Here is a 24,372-nt window from a genome sequence, read left to right on the forward strand (position 1 = left end):
CTAATCGGGATATACGCCGTGGCTCATTTCCGCTCCGCTTCTCTGTCGCTGGCCGCAATCGCGGTCGCTCTCGCCGCCAGCCCTGTCCTCGCCGATTCCGGCATGATCGCGGGCACCGATGTGCTGCGGACGTGGAACCTCGTCGTGCTGGGCGATCTCACCTCGTCGTCCGAGGTGGAAGGGCGCACGTTCGTCGGAGGAAACCTCAACGGCAATTCGTCGAACTACCAGATCCAGCCCATCGCGGCGTCGAGCACCGGCACCCCCGGCCTGACCGTCGTGGGCGACGTCAACGGCGGCGCGAAGAACCTCAACAACGGCTCGGGCGCCGTCGTCGGCGGCAACGTCAACAGCGGGCTCAACCTCAACGGCGCGGCTCAGACGGTGCTGGTCGGCGGCTCGATCAGCAACACCAACGTCAACAACAACACGGTGACCTCCGGCCTTTCCGCCAGCGACCCGTCGTTCAGCCAGAACCTGACCCAGCAGGCCAGCCTCATCTCGACCTCGATGACGGGGCTGAGCACCACCATGAGCCAGCAGACGGCCAACAGCCAGCTCACCATCAGCGGCAACAAGGGCACCTTCGACGCCCAGCCGGACGCAAACGGCGTCGCGGTGTTCAACATCTCTTCGGCCGACCTCGACAAGATCGGCGAGATCCAGTTCAACCTGAACGGCGCGGACACCGCCATCGTCAACGTCTCGGGCGGGTCGATCACGCTGAACGACAACTTCCTCGGCGGCACGCAGAACCTTGGCGAACACGTGATCTGGAACTTCCCGGATGCCAAGGATCTGTCGCTGACGACCGCATGGGGCGGCTCGGTGCTCGCCCCGCAGGCGGCGGCGAACACCGCGAACTATATCCAGGGCTCCGCCGTGTTCGGCAGCCTCGTCCAGAATGGCGAGATGCACGTCGGCACCTACACCGGCGGCTACAACCCCGCCCCCAGCAACCCCGGCCCGAGCGATCCGGGCGGCCCGGTCGACGGCGGCTCGACCTCGTCGGGCGGCACGCAGGTTCCCGAGCCCGGTATGCTCGGGATGCTCGCCGTCGCGGTGGGCGGGCTGATGTTCTGGCGCCAGCGGCGGGTCGCCGCCTGACCGTTGAAACGAAAAAAGCAGGGGCGACACCCCTGCTTTTTTCTTGGTTCCAGCGAAGCGAAACGCTGCCGAGCGGCAGCGCCTCGACATCAGTTCAGCGCGGAAACGCTGAGGAATTCCGGCACCGGACCGTTCCAGCCACCCTCGGTGCCCGTGGCAACCGGCTCGGCATCGCGGCGACGGCCACGGCTCTCCGCCCTGCGCGGTTCTTCGGCACGCGCCTCGCGACGCGGCGCACGTTCGGCGCGCTCTTCCCGCTGGGGCTTGTCCTCGCGGACGGGCTTCTTCTCGCGTGCAGGCCTGGCTTCACGAACCGGCTTATCCTCGCGAGCGGCCCTGCCGCCACGGGCAGGCTTCGCTTCGCGCGGTTCGCTCTCGCCGTCGAGATCGAGCTGGAACACCGGGATCGGTCCGCCGGTCAGCTTCTCGACGTTGGCGATCGCCTCGGCATCCTCCGGCGCCACGAACGTGAACGCACGGCCCGTCGCGCCGCCACGGCCGGTACGACCGATGCGATGGACGTAATCGTCCGGATGCCACGGCGTATCGAAGTTGAAGACGTGGCTCACGCCCTTCACGTCGAGTCCGCGCGCGGCGACGTCGGAAGCGCAAAGAATGCTGATCTCGCCGGACTTGAAACGCTCCAGCTCGGCATTGCGCGCGGGCTGGTCCATGTCGCCGTGAATCTCGCCCGCCGAGAAGCCGTGACCCTTGAGGCTCTTGGCCAGTTCACGCACGGTCGTCTTGCGGTTGGCGAAGATGATCGCGGTGGTCACGTTGTCCGTGCGCAGGATGTGGCGCAGCGCCTCACGCTTCTTGCGGGCCGGAACAGCGACCTTGTGCTGGGCGATGTTCGTGTTGGTCGACGCCGGACGCGCCACCTCGACGTACTTCGGGTTCGTCAGGAAGCGGTCGGCCAGCTTCTTGATGACCGGCGGCATCGTCGCCGAAAACAGCAGCGTCTGACGATTGGCGGGCAGCTTCGAGCAGATCGTCTCGATGTCCGGGATGAAGCCCATGTCGAGCATGCGGTCCGCCTCGTCGATGACGAGCAGTTCGCAACCCGTGAGCATGATCTTGCCACGCTCGAACAGGTCCATCAGGCGGCCCGGGGTCGCGATCAGCACGTCGACACCGGCGGACAGGGCCTTGAGCTGGTCGCCCATCTGCACGCCGCCGATCAGCAGCGCCATCTTCAGGTCGTGGTTCTTGCCGTACTTCTCGAAGTTCTCGGCCACCTGCGCGGCAAGCTCACGCGTCGGTTCGAGGATCAGCGAGCGCGGCATCAGCGCGCGACGGCGGCCATGTCCGAGGATGTCGATCATCGGCAGAACGAAGGCGGCGGTCTTGCCCGTGCCGGTCTGGGCGATGCCGATGAGATCCTTCATCATCAGGACAGGCGGGATCGTCTGGGCCTGGATGGGAGTCGGTTCGGTATAGCCCGCGGCTTCCACCGCTTGCAGCAATTCGTCAGACAGGCCGAGATCGGCAAAGCTCATAGGCGTTTGGTTTTTCCGGAAAAATTAGGTCAGTGCAGCGGCATTCAGCCGGGGCGGGCAAAGAGCCGCCCGCGACGCCTGTCGCGCGACAGGCGGCCATTTGCGGAAAAAGGCGGGAAAGTCAAGGAAATCCACCAGAGGCAGCGGAAACCGGGGCCGGCCTGCTCAGTGCTCCTGCTCGACCAGCTGCCTTATGCGGGTCAGCGTACAGCTCATCCCGCTGCGCGACAGCAGCGTATCGCGATCCACGCAAAGCCGTCCGTCGTCGCTCCGCTCCATCAGGAAGCCCGAATAGAAGTCCCGCGCCCGGCACGATCGATCGAGTTCAGCGCTGACTACCCTCTGGTCCCGCATAAACAGCAGCAGGCGGTTGGCGCGATCGGGACGGACGCTGACGATGCCTGCAAGCGGCAGGCAATTACCGATCTTGCGCTCCGTGAACTGGGCAGCGCCATCGCCGGACATACCGAAGAACATCTCGGGCATCGGCACCGAGGCGCGCGGCGTGATGCGGATCGTCATGCGCTGCTCGATGCGCACCTGAGCCGCATCATCGGGCACGACCTCCGGCAGCAGGCTGATGGCGAAGGGGGCGTCGGGAACCAGCGATACCGATTCCAGGGGAGGCCAGAGTGCCGAATCGGCCCCCTTGCCGGGCTCCACCTGTGCCTCATCCGTACCGCGCGCGCCGTCGCCGGCCCCTGCCGCTGGAAGCAGCAGCAGGATCGGATACAGCAGGGCGGCGGTAAAACTCATGTCAGCGGTCGGGTTCCCGGATATCGAGCCGGCACGCGATGCCGACATACTCCCCATACGGCAAGAGGTTGAACCGACGCTTAACTCACTTGAGCCCGAGCACAGCGATTATGTCCGCATGGTGGTGAAACCGCTTCCGGCATGTGCCATACCGCACCGATGATCGAACCTGCGACCACCCCTGCCCGCTTTCTCGAAGAAGCCGCCGCCCTGCTCGGCCCGCGCGGACTGACGACCGACCCCGAACTCGTCGCGCCCTGGCTCACCGACTGGCGCGGACGCTTCACCGGCCGCGCCTGCGCGCTCGCCTCGCCCGCCAACGCCGAGGAACTCTCCGCGCTGGTCCACCTGTGTGGCGAGCATGGCGTGCCGATCGTCCCGCAGGGCGGCAATTCCGGCATGTCCGGCGGTGCGACACCCGACGAGAGCGGCACCGCGCTACTGCTCTCCCTGCGGCGCATGAACGCGATCCGGGAAATCGACATCGAGTCCGGGCGCGCCACCTGCGAGGCGGGCGTCATTCTCCAGACCCTGCACGAAGCGGCCGAGGCACAGGGCCTGCGTTTCCCCCTGACGCTGGGCGGCAAGGGCTCCGCGACGGTCGGCGGGCTGATCTCCACCAACGCGGGCGGATCTCAGGTGCTGCGCCACGGCTCGATGCGCGCGCTGGTGCTGGGGCTGGAAGCAGTGCTGCCCGGCGGGCAGGTCTTCTCGCAACTGACGCCGCTCAAGAAAGACAACCGGGGCTTCGACCTCAAGCAGCTCCTGATCGGGTCGGAAGGCACCCTCGGCATCGTCACGGCCGCAACGCTCAAGCTGGAGCCTGCCGTCGCCGAGCGCGTGGTGATCTGGGCAGGCGTGCCTTCGCTCCCTGCCGCCCGCACGCTGCTGCTGCACTGCGACGCGATGGAGGGTGAGGCGCTGGAAGGCTTCGAGGTCATGCCGCAGGCGAGCATCGACGCCGTGGTGGAACACCTTCCTACCGCTCGTCCGCCGCTGGAAGGCCGCCATGCCTGGCACGTCCTGATCGAAGTCGTCGCCGACCGCGCCGGAGCCGACACCCTGCGCGACCGCTGCGAGGCGATGATGGCCGAAGCCTTCGAGAAGGAACTGGTCGAGGACGCCGCCATGTCCGCGAGCGAGGCGCAGGCAGAGGCATTCTGGCTCATCCGCGAGAGCGTCCCCGCCGCCGAACGCGCGCGCGGTCCGGCCGTCCAGCACGACATTTCCGTGCCGGTCGAGGCGATGCCAGCCTTCGTAGAGACCACCGCACCGATGCTGGAAGCGGAGTTCCCCGGCGTGGAGGCCATCGCCTTCGGGCACCTTGGCGACGGCAACGTGCATTATCACGTGATCGCCCCGGAAGCGCAGGATGCCCGCGCCTGGAACGCCACCGAAGGCAAGGCGATCAGCCGCCGGGTCCATGATCTAGTCACCGAATGGGGCGGTTCAATCTCGGCCGAGCACGGCATCGGCCAGCTCAAGCGCGACGAACTGGCACGTCTGGGGGATCCGGTGGCGCTTTCGATGCTGCGCGCGGTCAAGCAGGCGCTCGATCCCAAGGGCCTGCTGAACCCCGGAAAGCTCATCTGACGCAGCCCTGCAACCGGCTGCGTCAAATCCTCGGACATCCGGGGGTCTCCGGCTTGCGCCGCCGCCGCGCAACTATTAAAGCCTGCGCCTTCCAAGAATTGCCCACCCCTCGCGGAGAGTATCAATGGCCAGCGTGCCTCAGAATCCTGCACTGCCCCTGTTCTACCGGGATCTCATCCCGCTCAATTCGCAGCAGCACGCGAACTGGAAGACCCGCGCCACGGACAAGGCAACCTGGCTTGCCGGCATCAACTCGGTGCCGCTGACGGTCGAGGAGTTCCCGCAGGCCCAGCGCAACTTCCCGATCATCTTCACCGCCGGCGAGAACCCGATCCCGCTGGTGCTGATGGGCATGAACGAGGGCGCCAACGTCTTCGTGGAAGACGACGGCTCGGTGAACACCCCCGTCTACATCCCGGCTTACGTTCGCCGCTATCCGTTCATGTTGGCGAAGCTGCGCCCAGATTCGGACGAACTGTCGCTCTGCGTCGATCCGACCAGCGACCTGGTCGGCGAACTCGACGAAGGCGAAGCTCTCTTCACCGAGGACGGCCAGGCGACCGAGACCACCACGAACATGCTCAAGTTCTGCGAGAACTTCGAGATCGCGGGCACCAAGACCGCGCAGTTCATGGCCGAACTCCAGAAGCACAAGCTGCTCATGGACGGCGAGTTGAACATCGAAGTCGGTCAGGATCAGCCCTACAACTACCGTGGCTTCCAGATGGTCGACGAAACGAAGCTGCGCGAAGTGCGTGGCGACGTCCTGCGCACGTGGAATCAGAACGGCATGCTCGCGCTGATCTATGCTCACCTGTTCTCGCTGGAACTGGTGCGCGACATCTTCGGTCGCCAGGCCACGCAGGGCAAGGTTCCGAACCTCGGCCCGGCTCCGGCTATTGCTGACGTGAACGCCTGATTCACCTTCGAAGGGTGGGAGTTATGACACTTTTGTCACACTCCCACCCCAATCAAGAAGCAGCGCCAATAGATCGCTGGACATTTCTTGAGGGCTCTGCTTCACGAATCGCTTGAATGTCGGAATTGGTAGGCCTATGTAGGGTTTACCCGACCGGCGCTACCCTCATGGCCCGTTCGGGTTTGGTGCACATCGTGCACCTCCTCCCTGAACCTTGGCCACCTCGCGCATCGCGCGAGGTGGTTTTTTAATGCCATCAGCGATTTACTCTGCAGCCAGAGGCCAGCCCTGCGCTCCGGCATCGCGCCCAAGCTCGGCGACGACGCTCGCCAGGCGGCGCACCAGACCCGCCAGATCCTCGATCATGTCCGCCATCCCCTCACCCGGTTCGACCAGCGCCGGATCGAGATAGCGGCTGCGGTCGATCTCGATCTGCAGCGCATGGATGCCCGCACGCGGGTTGGCATGCCGCTCCAGCACATAACCTCCGGCGTAGGGCCGATTGTGCGCGGCTTCCCGTCCGACCTGCGCGAAATGCGCGAACGCGGAGGCGACGACGCTGCCATGGCAGGTCGCGCCGAACCGATCACCCAGAACGATCTGCGCGCTCGCCACGCCGGGGCGCGATGGCAGCGGCGGCATGGAATGAAGGTCGATCAGCAGCGCCGCACCCCAACGCTCCCGCAGACGTACCAACACGCTACCAAGCGTAGCATGATAGGGCTCGTGAATCCCGGCGATCCGGTCTGCGAGGTCTTCGGCGACGAATCGCCGACGCCACAGTTCGCCTAGCAGCGGCAAGCGGCGGGGAATCAGGCCCAGCCCGCTGCGCGCGCGGCGGCTCGGTCCGGTGCCGCCCTCAAGCGGCCGCGCATCGCGAGCGAACATTTCCCAGTCGATATCGTCCGGCGCACGGTTGAGGTCGATCATCGCGCGCGGTGCATGGGCCACCAGCAGGCTCGCACCAGTAGCCGCTGCGACACCCTGCGCCAGCCTGTCGACGTAGCGGTCCTCCAGCTTGATCGCAGCGGACGGGCCATGTCGCAGGTCCGCCATGAGAGCGCGCGGGTAAGCCCTTCCCCCGTGCGGGGCAGCGACCAGAACCGGGATCGCGGAAGGCTCCCGCTCTTCCAAAACGAAGGCCGCGACACCCGGAGCGCCGGGAATCCGGCCACCCGGCTCGCCCTGCGAATCATTCTCATCCGGCCGTTCGATCATGGTCCGAAGCTGTGCGTTTCATACCGTTCTGTCAAAGCGTCCCGATACCGGTCACCTCCGAAAGGGGGCAAGAAATTTAAATGGTTGGGCTGTAAGCTTACGGACAGACACACAACGTCGCACGCTTTGCTAGACAACCCACAAGACTGGACACCAGCGATGATCCGCATACTCCTCGCCGAAGACGACGACGCAATGCGCACCTACCTTGCGCGCGCGCTTCAGAACGCAGGCTACAGCGTCGTCGCGGTCGATCGCGGGACCGAAGCGATCCCCCATCTGAAGAACGATGATTTCGACCTGCTGCTCTCCGACATCGTCATGCCGGAGATGGACGGCATCGAACTCGCCCAGCGCTGCGCCGAGATTTCGCCGATGACCAAGGTGATGTTCATCACCGGGTTCGCCGCCGTGACGCTGCGCGCCAGCCGCGAGGCACCGCAGGCCAAGGTGCTCTCCAAGCCCTTCCACCTGCGTGATATCGTGATGGAAGTGCAGCGCGTCTTCGGCCTCGCCGAGCACGCCACACTCTGACTTCGCAGGTCTCCCGGCAGGAAAAAAGCAGCCGCAAAATTTTTTGTCACAAGGCCCTTGCCAGCCCAAACAAGCACGGCTAGAGGGCCAGTCCTCCGGCGGGGACACTCACCGGAGCGCTCTGATGGAGACTGACGGTTCGCCGCCGGAAACCATGAATGGAATGGGCGTATAGCTCAGTGGTAGAGCACTATGTTGACATCGTAGGGGTCGCAAGTTCAATCCTTGCTACGCCCACCATTCCAGAAAACCCCGCCGGTCTCGCGACCAGGCGGGGTTTTTCTTATGCGGTGATGAAATCGCCCTGCCCGGCATTCGCACGAGCACTGGGCACGACCTGCATGTCGGTCTGCGCGAAGAAGCGCGAAACGTCCTGCAACTCGCCATCCACCACCATGAGTTCCGCTGGCGGGGCATGGCCGATGAAATGGATCGGGCTCGCCGTGAGGCCGTAGGCGCCGCTGTTGTGAACTGCGATCACATCGCCCTCTGCCAGCGTCGGCAGGGTGATCGCGCTCGCCAGCTTGTCGATCGAGGTGCAGAGCGGGCCTGACAGGTCGTAGGGCCCGCCGGGCTCCCCGCCGCCGACGCGGTGCATTCGGTAATTACGGCGAATCACCATGCCGAAATGACCCGAGGCCGGGAGGTGGTTGTTCATGCCTCCATCGCAGATCGCGATGGACGTGCCCCGCGATTGCTTGATCGAGACCACGCGGATCAGGAAATACCCCGCTTCGGCCACGAGATAGCGCCCCAGTTCCAGCTTCAACCGCGCCTTTGCGAAGCGCGGATTCTCCCGGAACCGCGCGATATCCGGCAGGATCGCCGAGGCGACATCATCCAATGCCAGCGACGTGTCGCCGTCGTGATAGGGTACGCCGAGCCCGGAACCGAGCACCAGCGCCTCAGGCGTCAGGTCCACCGCCTCGCACAAATCGCTGAAGATCGAGAGGAAGCCTCGGTAGTTCTCAACGATCGCATCGGGCTTGAGGCACTGCGTTCCCGAGTAGATGTGCAGTCCCGCAAGGCGCAGACCGGGCATCGCGGCGATCTGTTCAAGCGCCTCGCGTGCATCGGGAAGATCGACGCCGAAGGGGCTGGGTCGTCCGGCCATCTGATCGCCGAAGCCGCGAGGCACGCTGTCGGGAGCGATCCGCAGCAGGACCGGCTGCACAAGACCGGCGGCACGGGCGATGCCGTCCGCGATACGGGCTTCGCGCAGCGACTCCAGGATCATCAGGCCGATCCCGCCCTGCACCGCCTCCCTGATCTCGAACTCCCGCTTGCCGGGGCCGGTGAAGCTGAGCAGCGCCGGATCCCAGCCCGCCTGCGTCGCCAGCCGGAACTCGCCGATGGACGACACGTCGAGCAAATCCACGCGTCCCACCATCCAGCGCAGCAATGCCGGGTTGGGATTGCACTTCACCGCGAAACTGAGCGCCATGCTGTCCTGGAAAGCCTCACGGATGGAGGCGATCCGTTCGGCGATGGCATCCGTGAAGTACACGAAGGACGGTGTGCCGAACTGCTCGGCCGCCGCCGCCAGCCATGCATCGCGCTCGGCAGCGTTCATGCGCGCACGCCGGCAAAGCGGGTGATGCGGGCCGGCGTATCGAAATTCTCCAGTGTCACCTCGTCGGCGCGGATCTCGATGCCCGCTTCCTGCTCCACGAAGGCGATCAGCGAGATCATCGCCACCGAATCGAGAAGCCCCGAGGAGAACAGGCAGGTGTCGTCGTCGACGGGCCCGTCGAAGCCGGAAATGGCCTGGAGGTTCTGAATGATGCGTGCAGTCGTAAGAGCCACGAAAGTTACTCCTTCAAAGAGATGGCTGAGGACGTTCGGGTGTCGGCGTGCTGAGCCGCACCACTTCGGGGCGGGCGAGCTTGCCGCTGGCAGTGCGCGGCATCGGCTCGTTCCAGACGTGAATGGCGCGAGGCACCATGTAAGCGGGCATTGCCTTGCGGCAGTAGGCCAGCAGCGCCTCGCGCGTAGCGCCGGGTGCCAGAGTCGTGGCGACGTGGACGCTCTGGCCGAAAAGATCGTCGGCGACGCCGAAGACCACCACGTCGGAGGCCATGCCGCTGCGGTGAACCAGATCCTCCACTTCGTCGGGGCTGATGCGGAAGCCGCTGCTCTTGATGAGCGAGTCGCGCCGCGAGACGAACCAGAGATCGCCATCCTCGTCGATGCGCACGATGTCGCCGCTGTAGACCACCGGCTCGTCGCCGATCAGGGTCGCCAGTTCGGGACAGGGCCTGATCTTCTCCGCCGTCGCGTCCGGCCGGTTCCAGTAGCCCTGACTGACGAAGGCTCCACGGTGAACGAGTTCGCCCTGTTCGCCGGGACCGGCGACCCCGACGCCCTCCTTGATGATGAAGACCTCGTTCTCAGGCACAGCCTGGCCGATCGAGCCCATCTTCGACAGGAACTTTTCCGGCGGCAGATACGTGGAGCGGAACGCCTCGGTCAGCCCGTACATCAGGAAGACCTCCACGCCGGGCAGCAGCGCGGGCATTCGCTCCAGCACGTTGAGCGGGATCTTGCCGCCCGAGTTGGTAATGAGCCGCAGCGAGGGAAGCACTTCGCCCGAGGCGTCTAGCAGGCGGATGAACTGGATCCACAGCGGCGGAACTGCGGCGAAGCCGGTAACGCCCTGCTCGCGGATGACGCGCACGATCTCGGTCGCCATCGCCACCGGCTGGTGGACGATGCTTCCGCCCAGCAGCATTGTCGTCGTGAGCTGGTTGAAGCCGTAGTCGAAGCTGTATGGCAGCACGCTCAGCAGGCGATCGTCGGCAGTGAGCCCGAGATAGGTCGAGACCGAACGCGCGCCGCTGACGATGTTCGCATGGCTGAGCATGACGCCCTTGGGCCGCCCGGTAGAACCGGAGGTGTAGATGATCGCCGCAAGGTCTTCATCGGCGCGAGCCGCCGGAGCGGCGCCGGGTGCTTCGGGAAGCTCGTCCCAGAACTGCACGCCCTCCGGAACCATACTTCCCCTGCCCGCGACCAGCAGCGCCATGCCGTGATCGCGCGGCAGCGTCGCCGCGCCGGTCGCATCGAGGATGACGCCCTTCGCGCCGCTGTCCTCGATCACGTAGAGCAGTTGCTCTCCGGTCCAGACGGTGTTGACGTTGACGAAGACGCACCCGATCCGGCTTGCCGCCAGCATGGCAACCACTTCGCGCACGCCCTTGCGGACCTGCACGACCACGCGGTCGCCGGGCTCAAGCCCGCTGGCGGAAAGGAACGCGGCGACGCGATCGACCTCGGTCGCGACCTCGGCATAAGTCCATGCGCGGTCGGGATCGACGATGAAGGTCCGCGCGCCGCCTTCCGGCAGGTTGTGGGCGAACAGGTCGAATACGGTGCGGACGGCGGCGCTCACTTGAACGGCCCCAGACGAGGGTAGATGCGTGCCGGCGAGCCGACGACGATCGAATCCGAGGGGACGTTGGTCGTCACCCCGCAGTTCGCGCCGATGCGCACCCGGTCGCCGATGCGGATCGGGCCGAGCACGGTGGAGTTGGTGCCGATGAACACGTCGTCGCCGATCGTGGGCACCCCTCCCCGCATATTCGTGCCGATGGTGACGTTGTGCATCACGCCCAGCCGGTCGCCGATCACGACGTCGGGGTGGATCGACAGCGAGCCCTCATGATGGACGATGTGGAAATCACGCCCGATGGTGACATGGGGGGGGATCCAGATCTTGGTGAAGTTGGCGACGAACAGGTTCATGAAGCCGTAGGTCTTCATCACCAGACCGCGCGCCAGCCGATTGCGCCGCTGCAGTCCCCAGCGCCCGAAGCGATAGATGCACAGCGAGATGAATGCACCGCTCGTCACCTCTGACCCGTGGCGGCGATAGTCGGCCCGCATCGTCCCCCACATCGAGGATGGGGCCGGCGGCGCCTGCACTTCCGCCGCCAGCGCGACGTCAGGCGAGGTCGAGGGTTCGTTCGATTTCGTCGATATCCGCGTTAAAAACATCGTCACCTCCCGTTCCCACCACCAGCGAATAGCCTTGCCCCTGGCGGTCGGTGAGCAGCTTGAGTGCAGCCACCGCGCGTGATGGCGGCTGGATTACGAAGGCCCGTGCATCGGCGGGCATCATCACGAGGCCGTGAACGAGATGGCTGCCCTCGACCCCGGCAACGACCCCCGCGCCTGCGCAGGCATCGACGATCTCCTCCAGCGTCGCGCCCGAGGGATCGAGCACCCGGAAGCCCCGGCGCGCCGCCAGATGCTCGGCGATCTGCCGCTCGTTGCCGAGCACGCGCCGCGCCCCAGTCGTCCCGCGCAGCAGAAAGACACCGCCGTGGCGGCGAGGCTCCGGCCCGACGAGCCGTCGGCGCATGTCGTTCGCCCGGTCGCGCTTGCCCGCGTTGTGAGAACGGTCGTCGAACAGGACGAGTTCATCGAACATTCCCGTGCCCAGCCGCCGCGTCGCCATGCCCAGCCGCCTTTCGTAAGCTGGCTGGTGGCCGCTGGCGGTCAGCGTCGTGACCGGTGCGCCCTCCCCCGCGGCGAGCCGGTACGTCAGGCAATCATCGCTCAGCCAGTTGCCGAACCAGCGGTTGCCGACCCAGCTCTCGTAGAATGTCACGCGGCCGCCCTCGCGCCGTGTCAGGCCGAGCGGCCGCCGGCCCGCCCGGGGGCGCAGATGGCGGGCTGCCGAGCCCGCATAGAGCACGCCGTCGATAAGGAGCGCCTTGCGAAAGGCGTAGCCCATGGTGGGCGCATGTTCGGAGTCGAAACCACCGCGAAAATCCCGGCAGACTTCGCTGACGGTGCTGAATTCAGAGCCGCGAATGCGATCGATCTGGCCCGGAAGCATGGCCGCGGGCTGGACATGGACCGTACTTCCCGGAGCAACTTCCCAGCAATCCGTTGCACGCGCCAGAACGTCGTCGGGCTTGCGACCGAGAAGTCGGGACAAACCGTTGATCGCCGGGCGAATTGACGGTCGCGGCAGGGTCGCCATTCCGGTCACCTATGGCCACCGGAAATACGTGCTCCACATATTGCAGCGCAACAATAAGGACACATGATCGCTAGTCGCCATTTACGGTTGAGACATCTTGAAGCAATATTTTCACAGGCGCTGTGTGCTGCGTATCCTTGGCTGCCGGAACGGAGTACGCGTTAGGCGAAGCCCCTTCCGAAATTGCCGGATGCCCAACAGCCGGATGCGCAACAGGGAGCCGTCGGCAACACGCGCCGCCGACTCTTCAGTTGCTTGCGACAGGTTCCAGTTCGGAGGATCGTCCGGACTGTGCCGCAGCGATGCGCATCGGATGTCCAGCCGCATATCGGTGGCGGAACGCCAGGCCCATTCCAGCGGCCCTTGCCGGAAATGCCGGAACCACAGGTTTGCGATCCCGATCTGCAGGACGATGCCGACTACGCCCACCAGCAGGCGCGCGGGGCCGTGCCAGACGACGAAGAGTCCTGCCCCGAAGGGATAGAGCAAGGGAACGAAGACCAGCGACTGCAGCACATAGAGCGAGAGCGTCGCCCGTCCGACATTGACGAGAGGAGCCAGCAGCACCCGCACCGGCCCCTGCCACAAGGCGCAGATCGACAGCCCCCAGACCATCGTAACGGCCAAATCCTCCCACCCTTCCGACAGGGTCCGGCACAGCGCGACCGTCCGTACCGTCGCCCCCGCATCGAGCATCGCATCGAGCACCATCGCACGCGAGACATGCAGCACTGCGGCCACGGCAAGGCAGGCGCAGAGCGCCACACGGCGACCGATGCGCAGTTCCTCCAGTCGCCCGAAGAAATTTGACCGTCCGAGCATCAGCCCGACAAGATAGAGGCCGAATATCTGGCAGATGCGACCCGAGGTGAGCATGAAGCTCCACTTGGTCACCTGCCCGGCCCACATGTTGACGCGAAGCACGTCGAGCAGGCCGCCATGGAGATAGGTATAGCCTTCGGGATCGCTGCCGCTCGCAGGCACGACGGCAGCCGCACCTTCACGCATCGAAAGAGCGAGATCCCACAACTGCAGCGGCTGTAGGAAGCACACCAGCGCCAGCATGGCGAGGATACGACGTCCGCGTATCCGCGTCGCCAGGAGAAGCGGAAATCCCAGCGTCGCGAGAATCTCGATGATGTCGCCGGAATAGACAAGCGCATGAAGACAGCCCAGCACCTCGAGAATCGCGAGGCGCCACACGAACCAGCCTGCGGTATGCGACGGATCGCGCCCCGGACGGTCGATCAGCATGTAGCAGCTGAAGCCGAAGCCGATCGACATCAGCGGAAACGACTTGCCCATGAACAGCGTGAAGATCAGCTTGCTCGACCAGTCCGGATCAGGCCGCAGCCAGTAAAGCTCGTAAGCCTCCATCACGTGGACGAGGAACAGCGCCGAAAGTGCGAAGCCTCGCAACGAATCGACAAGCTGCAGACGCTGACTTTGCCTTGGAGAACCGCCTGCCCCAACCATTCCCGTTCCCCACTCGAAGTCCACCCGGTGTCATTTCTATATTTTTGCTGCACCGTAACAAATGGGGACTAATGGGCACCGTGTTTGGGGATACGGGCGCGAGTGCCTACCGCCCCTTCCACACCGGCGCGCGCTTCTCGGCAAAGGCGAGAGCGCCTTCCCGCGCGTCTTCCGAGGTGAAGACCCCGGCGACGTAAGGCGTCTGTTGTGTGTTGATTTCCTCGGTCGGCCAGAGCCACGAGTCGCGCACGATACCCTTGGATGCTGCGACCGCGAGCGGTCCGTTCGCGGCAATTGCACGGGCAAGTTCGCGCGCGGTCTCGATCGCAAGACCGTCCGTGACGCGGTTGATGAGGCCCAGTTCCAACGCCCTGCCTGCACCGATCGGATCACCCGTGAGCGCCAGTTCCATAGCCAGCGGACGGGGCAGCAGCCGCGGCAGTTGCACGACTCCGCCGCCTGCCGCGACCAGCCCGCGCTTCACCTCGGGAATGCCGAAGCGCGCACCGACGTTGGCCACGATGAGGTCGCAGGCCAGCGCAAGTTCGAACCCGCCCGCCAGCGCAGCGCCGTCCACGGCGGCGATGATCGGCTTGTTCGGCGTCCAGGTGCAGATGCCCCCGAAACCGCCGCGTTCGTCGACCGGCAGTTCGCCGCGCAGGAAGCCCTTGAGGTCCATGCCGGAACAGAACGTCCCGCCTGCCCCGGTCAGGATCGCGCAGCGCAGGTGGTCGGCCGAGTCGAGCCGGTCCATCGCCCTGCCGATGGCTTGAGCCGCCGCCTTCGTCATCGCGTTGCGCTGTTCGGGACGGTTGATGGTCACCTCCAGAACGCCATCGCGCTCGGCCAGCAACACTTCCTCACCATTGCCCATCGGCATCCCCCCTCTCCTCATCCTGCGATTAGTGACAGGCTAGGCGGTCAACCCGGCCTGTAAAGCCGATATCCGGGCGATCTTTGCCCTGTCATGGCCTTGCCATGCGCCGCCACGGTGCCTAGAGACGGGCGCAATTCTCACCCCAGGGGAGTATTTTTAGAATGGCGAAAATCAAGGTTGCTAACCCCATCGTCGAGATGGACGGCGATGAAATGACCCGGATCATCTGGCAGTGGATCCGTGAACGTCTGATCCTCCCCTACCTCGACATCGACCTCAAGTACTACGACCTCTCGGTCGAGAAGCGCGACGAGACGGCTGACCAGATCACCATCGACGCCGCCAACGCGACCAAGGAATTCGGCGTCGCTGTCAAGTGCGCGACGATCACCCCGGACGAAGCCCGCGTCGAGGAATTCAGCCTCAAGAAGATGTGGAAGTCGCCCAACGGCACCATCCGCAACATTCTGGGCGGCGTCGTCTTCCGCGAGCCCATCGTGATCTCGAACGTGCCCCGCCTGGTTCCGGGCTGGACCGACCCGATCGTCGTCGGTCGTCATGCCTTCGGCGACCAGTACAAGGCCACCGACACCCTGATCCCGGGCGCCGGCAAGCTGCGCCTCGTGTGGGACGGCGAGAACGGCGAGAAGATCGACCTCGACGTGTTCGACTTCCCGGCTCCGGGCGTCGCCATGGCGATGTACAACCTCGACGAATCGATCCGCGACTTCGCGCGCGCCTCGTTCAACTACGGCCTCAACCTCGGCTGGCCGGTGTACCTCTCGACCAAGAACACGATCCTCAAGGCCTATGACGGCCGCTTCAAGGATCTGTTCCAGGAAGTCTTCGACAAGGAAGGCTTCGCCGAGAAGTTCAAGGAACTCGGCATCGTCTACGAGCACCGCCTGATCGACGACATGGTCGCCTCGGCGCTCAAGTGGTCGGGCAAGTTCGTCTGGGCCTGCAAGAACTACGACGGCGACGTGCAGTCGGACACCGTTGCACAGGGCTTCGGCTCGCTGGGCCTGATGACCTCGGTCCTGCTCTCGCCCGACGGCAAGACCGTCGAAGCGGAAGCGGCTCACGGCACCGTGACTCGTCACTACCGCCAGCACCAGCAGGGCAAGGCGACCTCGACCAACCCGATCGCGTCGATCTTCGCCTGGACCCGCGGCCTCGCCTATCGCGGCAAGTTCGATAACACCCCGGACGTCGTGAAGTTCGCCGAGACCGTCGAGCGCATCTGCATCGAGACCGTCGAGAGCGGCAAGATGACCAAGGACCTCGCGCTGCTGATCGGTCCCGACCAGAACTGGATGACCACCGAGCAGTTCTTCGAGGCGATCGTCGAGAACCTCGAAGCGGAAATGGCCACCTGGGCCTGATCCTTCGGTCAGTTCGATAAGAAAGGCCCGCCTCTCAGACGAGAGGCGGGCCTTTTCTTTTATTCCTCCCCGAGCAAGCTCGGGGAGGAATTGGATGCTCACTCGAACGTCCAGGGCTCCTCGCCCTCCAGCTTGGTGCGATGCATCATGCGACCGCAGGTGGGATCGTAGGCTTCGGCACGGTGCATGGTGCCGGTGTTGTCCCAGATCACCAGATCGCCCACTTCCCATTCATGGCTGTAGGTGAACTCCGGCCCCGTCGCCCATTCGCGAAGGCCATGGATGATCCGCGCGCTTTCGAGGTGGTCGACGCCCTGAACGTGGTGGCAGGTGCAGCCCAGCACCAGCGACTTGCGGCCGGAGGCGTGCTTCCACACCAGCGGCAGCACTTTCTCGCCGATGCCCTGCATGATCTTCAGCTTGGCGAGGCTCGGTTCCGGTTCGTAGTAGAACAGCGATGCCCATGGCCCATGCAGCACGCGCAGGTCGTCGTAGTAGGCCTTGTCCTCGTCAGAGAGGTCTTCGTAGGCCGCGTAGGTATTCGAGAAGCCGGTGTTGCCGGTCCCTTTGGGGCTCGGCACCTTGCATGACAGCAGCGAGGCGAGGATCGGCACCTCGTTGCGAGTGCCGTCGATGTGCCAGTAGAGCGAGCCCTTGAGATACTCGGCGCTCGCCGGGTTCTCCTTCACGTCGAGGGTGATCTTGCTCGGCCCGCCGTCCGGCCCCTCGGGTGCATAGGCGCCAAGCGTCTTGGTGAAGGCGATCTGCTCGGCGTCGTCGAAATTGATCTGCGGGAAGACGAGGATGCCGCGCGCTTCCAGTTCCTCGCGGAGCTGCGCGGCGATTTCGCCCGACAGCAGTTCTTCCTTCGAGTTGAGGATGCGGCTGCCGATCTTCGGCTTGATGTGCTCGGCCCGCATCTGGACCGTTGTGGCGACCGTCATGGAAATCTCCCGTTTGGCGGCGTGAGAACGCTGTTACCCCGTTCTCCGCCAAAGCCTCGGAAGAAGCAAGCTGATCGACCGTTCAGCGCGCCAGACAGCGCCGCCGCGGTATGCCCGTCAGCGCGGCGCCAGCTTGTCCAGCCAGCCCTCGACGATGCGGATCGCCTCGGCATGGCCGGTGCTCACGCCCAGCCCCTGCTCCATGACGATGGCGCGGCCGATCCCTGCAAGAACGAGGCTGAGCCCCGCCGGGTCGAAGCCTTCCAGCCGCTGGATCCGGTCGCCGAGCATGGCGGTGAAGATTTCCACCTGACGGCTGCGCATCTCTTCGCTGTGCTGCGCCATGTAGTCGCGCACGGCGGGCCGGTGGTTTGCCAGAGCCATGAATTCCAGCGCCATGGCAACGCGGCTGGTGTCGATGAAGAAGCCCCACAGCGCGCGCAGCGGATCGTCGGAAGCCAGCGCCTCGGCGATCATGCGGTCGCTCTGCGCCGCGCCCTGCCGCGAGACTTCGACCAGCAGGTCGTCGGTGGTGGGGAAATAGTAATGCACCAGCGAGGGCTTGAGTCCCGCCCGTGCAGCGACGCGCCGCGTGCTGACGGAAGCGTAGCCCTCGTCCCGGATCAACTGGTTGGTGGCCTCGACGATGACCGCCCGCGTCGCGGACGTCTCGGCTCCGACCCTGCGCACTGCGCCTGCCATGAACTATTCCCCTTTCGAGCCCGCCTAGGGGGGCGGGGACGCAAGATCAACCGTGCTCCCCAACTCTTCGTCATTGCGAGCGCAGCGAAGCAATCCAGCGGCACGCATAGAACTGGATTGCTTCGCTTCGCTCGCAATGACGAGCGATGGCATCGGTTGACTTTTGTTCCTATTTTGTTCACGTCGAGTCCATGGACGCGATCAAGGGCAGAGGAGCAGTCAGCGGCGCCGCGAGCACGCGCTTCAACCTGCTCGTGCGGGAAGTGGACGGGGACTGGCTCGACGCGGCGGAGGCCGTCGACGGCCCTGCCCGCCATCCCGCCACCACCGTGACCGAGGAGCATCCACGCTCGATCCTCTCATTCAACAAGTCGCCCGACGTGCCGTTCGACCGTTCGGTGAACGCCTATCGCGGGTGCGAGCACGGCTGCATCTACTGCTTCGCGCGGCCCACGCACGCCTATCACGACCTCTCCCCCGGCCTCGATTTCGAGACGAAGCTGTTCGCCAAGCCCAATGCCGCGAAGCTGCTGCGCGAGACACTGGCGAAGTCCAGCTATCGCCCCGCGCCGATCGCGATGGGCACCAACACCGATCCCTACCAGCCGATCGAGGGACGCTATCGCATCACCCGCGAAGTGCTCGAACTGTGCCTCGAAGTGGGCCATCCGGTGACGATCACCACCAAGTCAGATCGCGTGCTGCGCGACCTCGACCTGCTGGAGCAGCTGGCCGCACGCAACCTCACGCATGTCGGCATATCGATAACGAGCCTCGACCCGGTGCTGTCGCAGAAGCTGGAGCCCCGCGCGGCTTCCCCGGCCAAGCGGATGGCGGCGCTCGGGCGGCTGGCGGCGGCGGGGGTGCCCGCGCATGTCTCCATCGCGCCGGTCATCCCCTCGATCACCGACAGCTTCATGGAGGCGATCATGGAGGACGCCGCCGCGCGCAGCATCCGCTCCGCATCGTGGCTCGTGATCCGCCTGCCGCACGAAGTCGCCCCGTTGTTCCGCGAATGGCTGGACGCCCATTTTCCCGAGCGGGCGGGGAAGGTCATGGCGACGATCCGCTCTATCCGGGGCGGACGGGACAACGACCCGAACTTCGGCACCCGCATGAGGCCCGAAGGCGTCTGGGCCGACCTCTTCCGCCGCCGCTTCCGCGTCGCCGCAGCGAGGCTGGGCTTCGAGCGGCCGAGCGTCGCGCTGGACTGCTCGCAGTTCCGCCGTCCCTCTGTCGACGGGCAACTCTCGCTGCTGTGAGCAAGCGGGGCTGCCCTTCGGTCATTGCGCCGGGGCGGCTGCGGCCTATCGTGGACAGATGACTGACGCCCCTATCCTGATCGAGCGCCGCGACGCGGTGGAGATCGTCTCGCTCAACCGCCCTCAGGCGCTGAACACCTTCGACGAAGCACTGACCTTCGCGCTGCGGGATTACTTCGCCGGATTGACCGAGCGGACGGACGTGCGCGTCGTGCTCCTGCGGGCGGAGGGCCGCACCTTCTGCGCCGGGCTCGACCTCGCGGGGTGGGAGAACGACGGATCGCGCGGCGAACTCCAGCACTGGTGGCGGTTGCAGCGCGCGATCGGCGGCGTGATCGAACTCATGCGCGCCTGCCCGCAGCCGATCATCGGCCTCGGCCACGGGGCGGCCTGCGGCGCGGGGTTCTCGTTGCTGCTGGCAAGCGACGTGCGGTTCGGCACGCCGGACCTGCGAATGAACGCGGCATACATCAAGGTCGGCCTCGGCGGATGCGACCTTGGATGCAGCTACTTCCTGCCGCGCCTCGTCGGGGCGTCGGTGGCGTCGGAATACATGCTCACCGGGCGATTCATGGATGCGGACAAGGCGCTCGCCTGCGGACTGCTGAGCCGCATCGTGCCGGCGCAAGACCTGCTCGCCACCGGGCTGGAACTGGCGGCGGAGATGCTCGCCAACGCGCCGATGGGCCTCAGGCTCACCAAGGACGCGCTCAACCGCAACCTCGATGCGCGGTCGCTCTCGGATGCGATGGCGGTGGAGGACCGCCAGCAGGTCATGATGCTGATGTCCGAGGATTTTTCGGAGGGTGTTGCGGCGTTCCGGGAAAAGCGCCCTCCCGAGTACCGCGACCGCTGAGGAAACCCGGAGCGCGGACGGGCGTTAGTACGGCCAGCAACCATCGGGACAGGAGCCTTTCATGGCCGAAGAAACCGTGACTACCGAAACCCCGGCCCAGACCACCCACCGGACCCCGGCGGGCCACACCACCATCATCCGCGAGACCCGCACCACAGGCGGCGGCACCGGCATCGTCATGGCGGTGATCCTGCTTGTCGCCATCGTCGGCGGCATCTATCTGTTCAGCCAGCACAACAGCGAGGCAGCCAAGGACAACGCGATCGCAGAGGCTGCGAACGACGTGGGCGACGCCGCGACCAAGGTTGGTAATGCAGCCGAGGATGCGGTGCAGCAGAACAAGTAAGGAAGGCCACCGCCTTCTCTATCAACCCGTCGCCCCTGCGCAGGCAGGGGCCCAACCCAACCTGGCCACCTCGCATTGAGCAAGGTGTTGTGGCGATTAGACCTGATGGGCCCCTGCCTGCGCAGGGGCGACGGGTTCTGGTTAAATGCCTGTGGCTAGGCCGCCATCGCCACCCGCTCCGGCCCGCGCTTGGCGGTGAGCGAGACGTTGGTGATCCCCTCGACGCTCTGGAGATGCTCGGCGAATTCGCCGTCGAGCGCGAAGTCGCGGCCCAGACGCACCTTCTGCGTGCGATCTTCGCCAAGGTGGAGCGTCACGATCACCTCGCCCGCACCCTGCGCGCCGGGGCGCATCAGCAGCGCGAGTTCGCGCACCGCTTCGACCCGGTCGATATCGAGCTTCAGCACCATGCGCGCGTCGGCCTTCACTTCGGCCAGCGGCTTGCCCCCGCGCACGGTGACGCGCGGCGGTTCGTCGGGGCTGGGCGAATCCAGCTCGACGTTGAGCAGGATGCAGGCCCCTTCCTTGGACCACTTCACGAAGCTCTCGACCAGACTCTCCTCGAAGCACGACGCGGAGAAGTTGCCCGACGAGTCCGAGAACTCGGCCATGACGAAGTCCTTGCCCTTGCGCGTCTTGCGCTTCTGCACGTTCTCCACCATCGCCGCCATGACCGCGCCGGTGCGGCCACCGCCGCCGCCCGCCATCAGGCTGGAATAAGTCCGCGCGCCGTTGGCCGAGGCCACCGCACGATAGGCCTCCACCGGATGCGCGGCGAAGTAGAAGCCGAAAGTCTCGCGCTCCTTCGCCATCTGCTCGGCGCGGTCCCACTTGTCCGCTTCGACGAGGCGCAGGCCCTGCTCGACATGATCCTCGCCGCCGAACAGGCCGCCCTGCGTGGAATTGCGTTCGCGCGATGAGCGGTCGGCCTCGGCCAGCAGCGTGTCGGCATTGGCGAGAACCTTGGCGCGGTTCGGCTCCAGCGCATCGAACGCGCCCGCCGCCGCAAGGCTTTCCAGCTGGCGGCGGTTCATCGAACCGGCGGGTGCGCGGCGGAACACGTCGTCGAGATCGACGAACGGGCCGTTCGCCTCACGCTCGGCGACGATGGCGTCCATCGCCTTTTCACCGACGTTGCGGATGCCTGCCAGCGCATAGCGCACGGCATGGCTTTCCGCCGTCTCCTCGACGATGAATTCGGCCTCGGACCTGTTGATGTCGGGCGCGGCGAGTTCGATGCCGTTGCGGCGCGCGTCATCGACGAAGATCGCCAGCTTTTCCGACTGGTGCATGTCGAAGCACATGGCCGCGGCGTAGAACTCGTGCGGATAATGCGCCTTGAACCACGCCGTATGGTACGCCAGCAGCGCGTAGGCCGCCGCGTGCGACTTGTTGAAGCCGTAGCCCGCGAACTTGTCGATCAAATCGAACAGCTCGTTGGCCTTGGCCGCTTCGATACCCGAGACTTCCTTGCAGCCATCGACGAAGCGCTGGCGCTGCTTGTCCATCTCGGCCTGGACCTTCTTGCCCATCGCGCGGCGCAGAAGGTCGGCGTCGCCCAGCGAGTAGCCTGCCAGGATCTGCGCGGCCTGCATGACCTGCTCCTGATAGACGAAGATGCCGTACGTCTCGCCCAGGATGCCCGCCAGCTTGTCGTGCGGGTACTCGATCGGCGCGAGGCCGTTCTTGCGCTGGCCGAACAGCGGGATGTTGTCCATCGGGCCGGGACGATAGAGCGAGACGAGCGCGATGATGTCGCCGAAGTTGGTCGGCTTCACCGCCGCCAGCGTGCGGCGCATGCCTTCGGATTCGAGCTGGAACACGCCCACGGTATCGCCGCGCTTGAGCAGTTCGTAGACGCCCGGATCGTCCCACGCGAGGGTCGAGAGGTTGATCGTGATCCCGCGCCGCTCCAGCAGGTCGCACGCCTTGCGCAGCACCGACAGCGTCTTGAGGCCGAGGAAGTCGAACTTAACGAGCCCGGTGTCCTCGACATACTTCATGTCGAACTGCGTCACCGGCATGTCCGAGCGCGGATCGCGGTAGAGCGGCACCAGTTGCGCCAGCGGACGATCGCCGATCACCACGCCCGCCGCGTGGGTGGACGAGTTGCGCGGCAGGCCCTCCAGCTGCACCGCGAGATCGACGAGGCGGCGCACTTCGGCGTCGTTGTCGTACTCGCGCTTGAACTCGGCGACCGGCGGATCCTTGGTGACGCCGTGCGCCTTGCGGCCCTGGATCGTCTCGGTCAGCGTCCACGGATCGGTCGGATGGTTGGGCACCATCTTGCACAGGCTGTCGACGCGGCCATAGCCCATCTGCAGGATGCGGCCGCAGTCGCGCAGCACGGCGCGGGCCTTCATCTTGCCGAAGGTGATGATCTGCGCGACGTGATCGTGCCCGTACTTCTTCTGGACGTAGCGGATCACCTCGCCACGTCGGGTTTCGCAGAAGTCGATGTCGAAGTCCGGCATCGAGACGCGCTCGGGGTTGAGGAAGCGTTCGAACAGCAGGCCGAGCTTGAGCGGATCGAGGCCGGTGATGGTCAGCGCCCAGGCGACCAGCGAGCCTGCGCCCGAACCACGGCCCGGCCCCACCGGGATGCCGTTCTCGCCCGCCCACTTGATGAAGTCGGCAACGATCAGGAAGTAGCCCGGGAAGCCCATGCCGACGATGATGCCGACCTCGAAATCGAGGCGGTCGGCGTAGTCGAGGAAATCCTCGGTCACGCCCTTTTCGCGCAGCACTTCGTAGGCGGCACGGCGTTCGTCGCCCTTGAGGGCCATCGCCTCGTCGAGTTCGGCCTCCGTCACGTCCGGCCAGTACGGCGCGAGGCGCATGGCGAGGCCGCGTCGCGAATCGTCCGCCAGCATCCGCGCCTCGCCCTCGCGGTCGCCCGCGAGGCTGGGCAGCAGCGGCTTGCGGCGGGGCGGCACGTAGGCGCAGCGCTGCGCGACGACGAGCGTGTTCGCCAGCGCCTCGGGCAGATCGGCGAAGAGTTCCGCCATGTCGGCGGCAGGCTTCACCCAGCGCTCGGACGAGGAGCGCGGCCGGTCCGCCGCGTCCACTTGCGTCGAGTTCGCGATGCAGAGCAGCGCGTCGTGAGCGGCGTGGAAGCTGCGGTCGGAGAACTGCGCGGGATTGGTGCCGACGAGCGGGATGTCGCGCTGGTAGGCGAGCGCGATCAGGTCTTCCTCGCTCTCGTCCTCCTCGGGCTCGCCGGTGCGGGTGATCTCGATGTAGAGGCGGTCGCCGAACAGCGATTGCAGCGTGTCGCAATAGCTTTCGGCCTGCTCGTGGCGACCAGCCGCATAGAGCCGCGCCAAAGCGCCTTCGTTGCCGCCGGTCAGGCAGATCAGGCCGTCGGTGTAGCCGCGCAGCGATTCCAGCTCGACATGCGGGTCGAACTCCGAAGGCCGGTCGAGGTGGGCGCGGCTGACATGGTGGCACAGGTTGAGCCAGCCCGCCTCGGTCTGCGCGAACAGCGCCAGCCAGTCGATCGGCGGCTGCTGGCCCTGCGCGACCGCACCGGGCCGTGCCACGGCGAGGAAGGTGCCGACCACCGGCTGCACACCCGCGCCCTTTGCCGCGCCCGCGAAGATCGGCGCGGCGTAGAGGCCGTTACGGTCGCACAGGCCCGCGGCGGGGAACTTGCGCTCCTTGGCCAGCTTGGCGATCGCCTTCGGGTCGATCGCGCCGTCCAGCATGGTGAAGCTGGAGAAGATGCGAAGCGGGACGAAGGGGGCATGCGGCATCCCGTAAATCTAGGCATCCGCCCCCTCCCCGATCAAGACCACCGTGCGACAAGACGGGGGATACCGGTCGGGATGGTTAATGCCGGGCATTCGGGACACTGTCGGGAAGCGCGGACGACGTATCGCGGCACCCCGACAACAGCCGTGAAAAGT

At 65.6% G+C, this 24,372-nt stretch carries 21 protein-coding genes and 1 tRNA gene; 9 read left to right on the forward strand and 13 right to left on the reverse strand.

Going from position 1 to position 24,372, the window contains the following annotated elements; genetic code table 11:
• Positions 1 to 18: 18 nt before the first annotated feature.
• Positions 19 to 1,107: a choice-of-anchor A family protein gene (locus tag LO787_RS00685; protein WP_232493974.1), complete on the forward strand. Its 1,089-nt coding sequence runs from the start codon at positions 19 to 21 to the stop codon at positions 1,105 to 1,107.
• Positions 1,108 to 1,196: 89 nt separating this feature from the next.
• Here LO787_RS00685 and LO787_RS00690 read toward each other — a convergent pair whose 3' ends face one another.
• Both LO787_RS00690 and LO787_RS00695 read right to left on the reverse strand, forming a co-directional pair.
• Complete coding sequence (locus LO787_RS00690) at positions 1,197 to 2,606, reverse strand: DEAD/DEAH box helicase (protein ID WP_232493975.1); 1,410 nt, start codon at positions 2,604 to 2,606, stop codon at positions 1,197 to 1,199.
• Positions 2,607 to 2,771: 165 nt separating this feature from the next.
• On the reverse strand, positions 2,772 to 3,362 hold the full coding sequence (locus LO787_RS00695; protein WP_232493976.1) for a hypothetical protein: 591 nt from the start codon (positions 3,360 to 3,362) through the stop codon (positions 2,772 to 2,774).
• A gap of 159 nt (positions 3,363 to 3,521) precedes the next feature.
• Between LO787_RS00695 and LO787_RS00700 the strand changes: the two genes are divergently transcribed.
• Together LO787_RS00700 and LO787_RS00705 are read left to right on the forward strand one after the other, a co-directional pair.
• Positions 3,522 to 4,955 (forward strand): FAD-binding oxidoreductase, encoded by a 1,434-nt coding sequence (locus LO787_RS00700; protein ID WP_232493977.1) that lies wholly within the window; start codon positions 3,522 to 3,524, stop codon positions 4,953 to 4,955.
• Between the two features lie 124 nt (positions 4,956 to 5,079).
• Positions 5,080 to 5,874 (forward strand): SapC family protein, encoded by a 795-nt coding sequence (locus LO787_RS00705; RefSeq protein ID WP_232493978.1) that lies wholly within the window; start codon positions 5,080 to 5,082, stop codon positions 5,872 to 5,874.
• Positions 5,875 to 6,138: 264 nt separating this feature from the next.
• On the opposite strand, the gene LO787_RS00710 is transcribed toward LO787_RS00705, so the two are convergent.
• Complete coding sequence (locus LO787_RS00710; protein WP_232493979.1) at positions 6,139 to 7,092, reverse strand: N-formylglutamate amidohydrolase; 954 nt, start codon at positions 7,090 to 7,092, stop codon at positions 6,139 to 6,141.
• 159 nt (positions 7,093 to 7,251) lie between these two features.
• Between LO787_RS00710 and cpdR the strand changes: the two genes are divergently transcribed.
• On the forward strand, positions 7,252 to 7,626 hold the full coding sequence (gene cpdR, locus LO787_RS00715) for a cell cycle two-component system response regulator CpdR (protein ID WP_232493980.1): 375 nt from the start codon (positions 7,252 to 7,254) through the stop codon (positions 7,624 to 7,626).
• Between the two features lie 165 nt (positions 7,627 to 7,791).
• Positions 7,792 to 7,866 (forward strand) — tRNA-Val (locus LO787_RS00720).
• Between the two features lie 43 nt (positions 7,867 to 7,909).
• On the opposite strand, the gene LO787_RS00725 is transcribed toward LO787_RS00720, so the two are convergent.
• From LO787_RS00725 to LO787_RS00755, 7 genes are all read right to left on the reverse strand, one after another.
• Positions 7,910 to 9,199 carry a type III PLP-dependent enzyme domain-containing protein gene (locus LO787_RS00725; protein ID WP_232493981.1) on the reverse strand — a complete coding sequence of 430 codons (1,290 nt, stop codon included), beginning with the start codon at positions 9,197 to 9,199 and terminating at the stop codon, positions 7,910 to 7,912.
• Positions 9,196 to 9,432, reverse strand: a complete 237-nt coding sequence (locus LO787_RS00730) for an acyl carrier protein (protein WP_232493982.1) — start codon at positions 9,430 to 9,432, stop codon at positions 9,196 to 9,198. Before LO787_RS00730 ends, LO787_RS00725 begins: the two co-directional genes overlap by 4 nt.
• A 13-nt stretch (positions 9,433 to 9,445) precedes the next feature.
• Positions 9,446 to 11,017 carry an AMP-binding protein gene (locus LO787_RS00735; protein ID WP_232493983.1) on the reverse strand — a complete coding sequence of 524 codons (1,572 nt, stop codon included), beginning with the start codon at positions 11,015 to 11,017 and terminating at the stop codon, positions 9,446 to 9,448.
• Entirely contained in the window at positions 11,014 to 11,622 is a 609-nt protein-coding gene (locus LO787_RS00740; RefSeq protein WP_232496215.1) for a serine O-acetyltransferase, read from the reverse strand. The genes LO787_RS00735 and LO787_RS00740 overlap by 4 nt, the downstream gene beginning before the upstream one ends.
• Positions 11,570 to 12,616, reverse strand: coding sequence for a glycosyltransferase family 61 protein (locus LO787_RS00745; protein ID WP_232493984.1), 1,047 nt, complete (start codon positions 12,614 to 12,616; stop codon positions 11,570 to 11,572). Before LO787_RS00745 ends, LO787_RS00740 begins: the two co-directional genes overlap by 53 nt.
• A 111-nt stretch (positions 12,617 to 12,727) precedes the next feature.
• Positions 12,728 to 14,035: a DUF418 domain-containing protein gene (locus LO787_RS00750; protein WP_232493985.1), complete on the reverse strand. Its 1,308-nt coding sequence runs from the start codon at positions 14,033 to 14,035 to the stop codon at positions 12,728 to 12,730.
• A gap of 163 nt (positions 14,036 to 14,198) precedes the next feature.
• Positions 14,199 to 14,972 carry a crotonase/enoyl-CoA hydratase family protein gene (locus tag LO787_RS00755; protein ID WP_232493986.1) on the reverse strand — a complete coding sequence of 258 codons (774 nt, stop codon included), beginning with the start codon at positions 14,970 to 14,972 and terminating at the stop codon, positions 14,199 to 14,201.
• A 158-nt stretch (positions 14,973 to 15,130) separates the two neighbouring features.
• Here LO787_RS00755 and LO787_RS00760 point away from each other — a divergent pair, with 158 nt between their 5' ends.
• On the forward strand, positions 15,131 to 16,354 hold the full coding sequence (locus tag LO787_RS00760; RefSeq protein WP_232493987.1) for an NADP-dependent isocitrate dehydrogenase: 1,224 nt from the start codon (positions 15,131 to 15,133) through the stop codon (positions 16,352 to 16,354).
• A 98-nt stretch (positions 16,355 to 16,452) separates the two neighbouring features.
• Here the strand turns inward: LO787_RS00760 and LO787_RS00765 are convergent, their stop codons facing one another.
• Positions 16,453 to 17,298: a TauD/TfdA dioxygenase family protein gene (locus tag LO787_RS00765; RefSeq protein ID WP_232493988.1), complete on the reverse strand. Its 846-nt coding sequence runs from the start codon at positions 17,296 to 17,298 to the stop codon at positions 16,453 to 16,455.
• Positions 17,299 to 17,415: 117 nt separating this feature from the next.
• On the reverse strand, positions 17,416 to 18,000 hold the full coding sequence (locus LO787_RS00770; protein ID WP_232493989.1) for a TetR/AcrR family transcriptional regulator: 585 nt from the start codon (positions 17,998 to 18,000) through the stop codon (positions 17,416 to 17,418).
• A 191-nt stretch (positions 18,001 to 18,191) separates the two neighbouring features.
• Here LO787_RS00770 and LO787_RS00775 point away from each other — a divergent pair, with 191 nt between their 5' ends.
• The 3 genes from LO787_RS00775 to LO787_RS00785 all read left to right on the forward strand — a co-directional run bounded on the left by LO787_RS00775 (position 18,192) and on the right by LO787_RS00785 (position 20,464).
• Positions 18,192 to 19,262 (forward strand): PA0069 family radical SAM protein, encoded by a 1,071-nt coding sequence (locus LO787_RS00775; protein WP_232493990.1) that lies wholly within the window; start codon positions 18,192 to 18,194, stop codon positions 19,260 to 19,262.
• A gap of 58 nt (positions 19,263 to 19,320) precedes the next feature.
• Positions 19,321 to 20,118 carry an enoyl-CoA hydratase/isomerase family protein gene (locus LO787_RS00780; RefSeq protein ID WP_232493991.1) on the forward strand — a complete coding sequence of 266 codons (798 nt, stop codon included), beginning with the start codon at positions 19,321 to 19,323 and terminating at the stop codon, positions 20,116 to 20,118.
• 61 nt (positions 20,119 to 20,179) lie between these two features.
• On the forward strand, positions 20,180 to 20,464 hold the full coding sequence (locus LO787_RS00785; RefSeq protein WP_232493992.1) for a hypothetical protein: 285 nt from the start codon (positions 20,180 to 20,182) through the stop codon (positions 20,462 to 20,464).
• 155 nt (positions 20,465 to 20,619) lie between these two features.
• Here the strand turns inward: LO787_RS00785 and dnaE are convergent, their stop codons facing one another.
• Positions 20,620 to 24,219 (reverse strand): DNA polymerase III subunit alpha, encoded by a 3,600-nt coding sequence (dnaE, locus tag LO787_RS00790; protein WP_232493993.1) that lies wholly within the window; start codon positions 24,217 to 24,219, stop codon positions 20,620 to 20,622.
• Positions 24,220 to 24,372: the final 153 nt, after the last annotated feature.

The sequence above is a fragment of the Novosphingobium kaempferiae genome (assembly GCF_021227995.1).
Lineage (GTDB): Bacteria > Pseudomonadota > Alphaproteobacteria > Sphingomonadales > Sphingomonadaceae > Novosphingobium > Novosphingobium kaempferiae.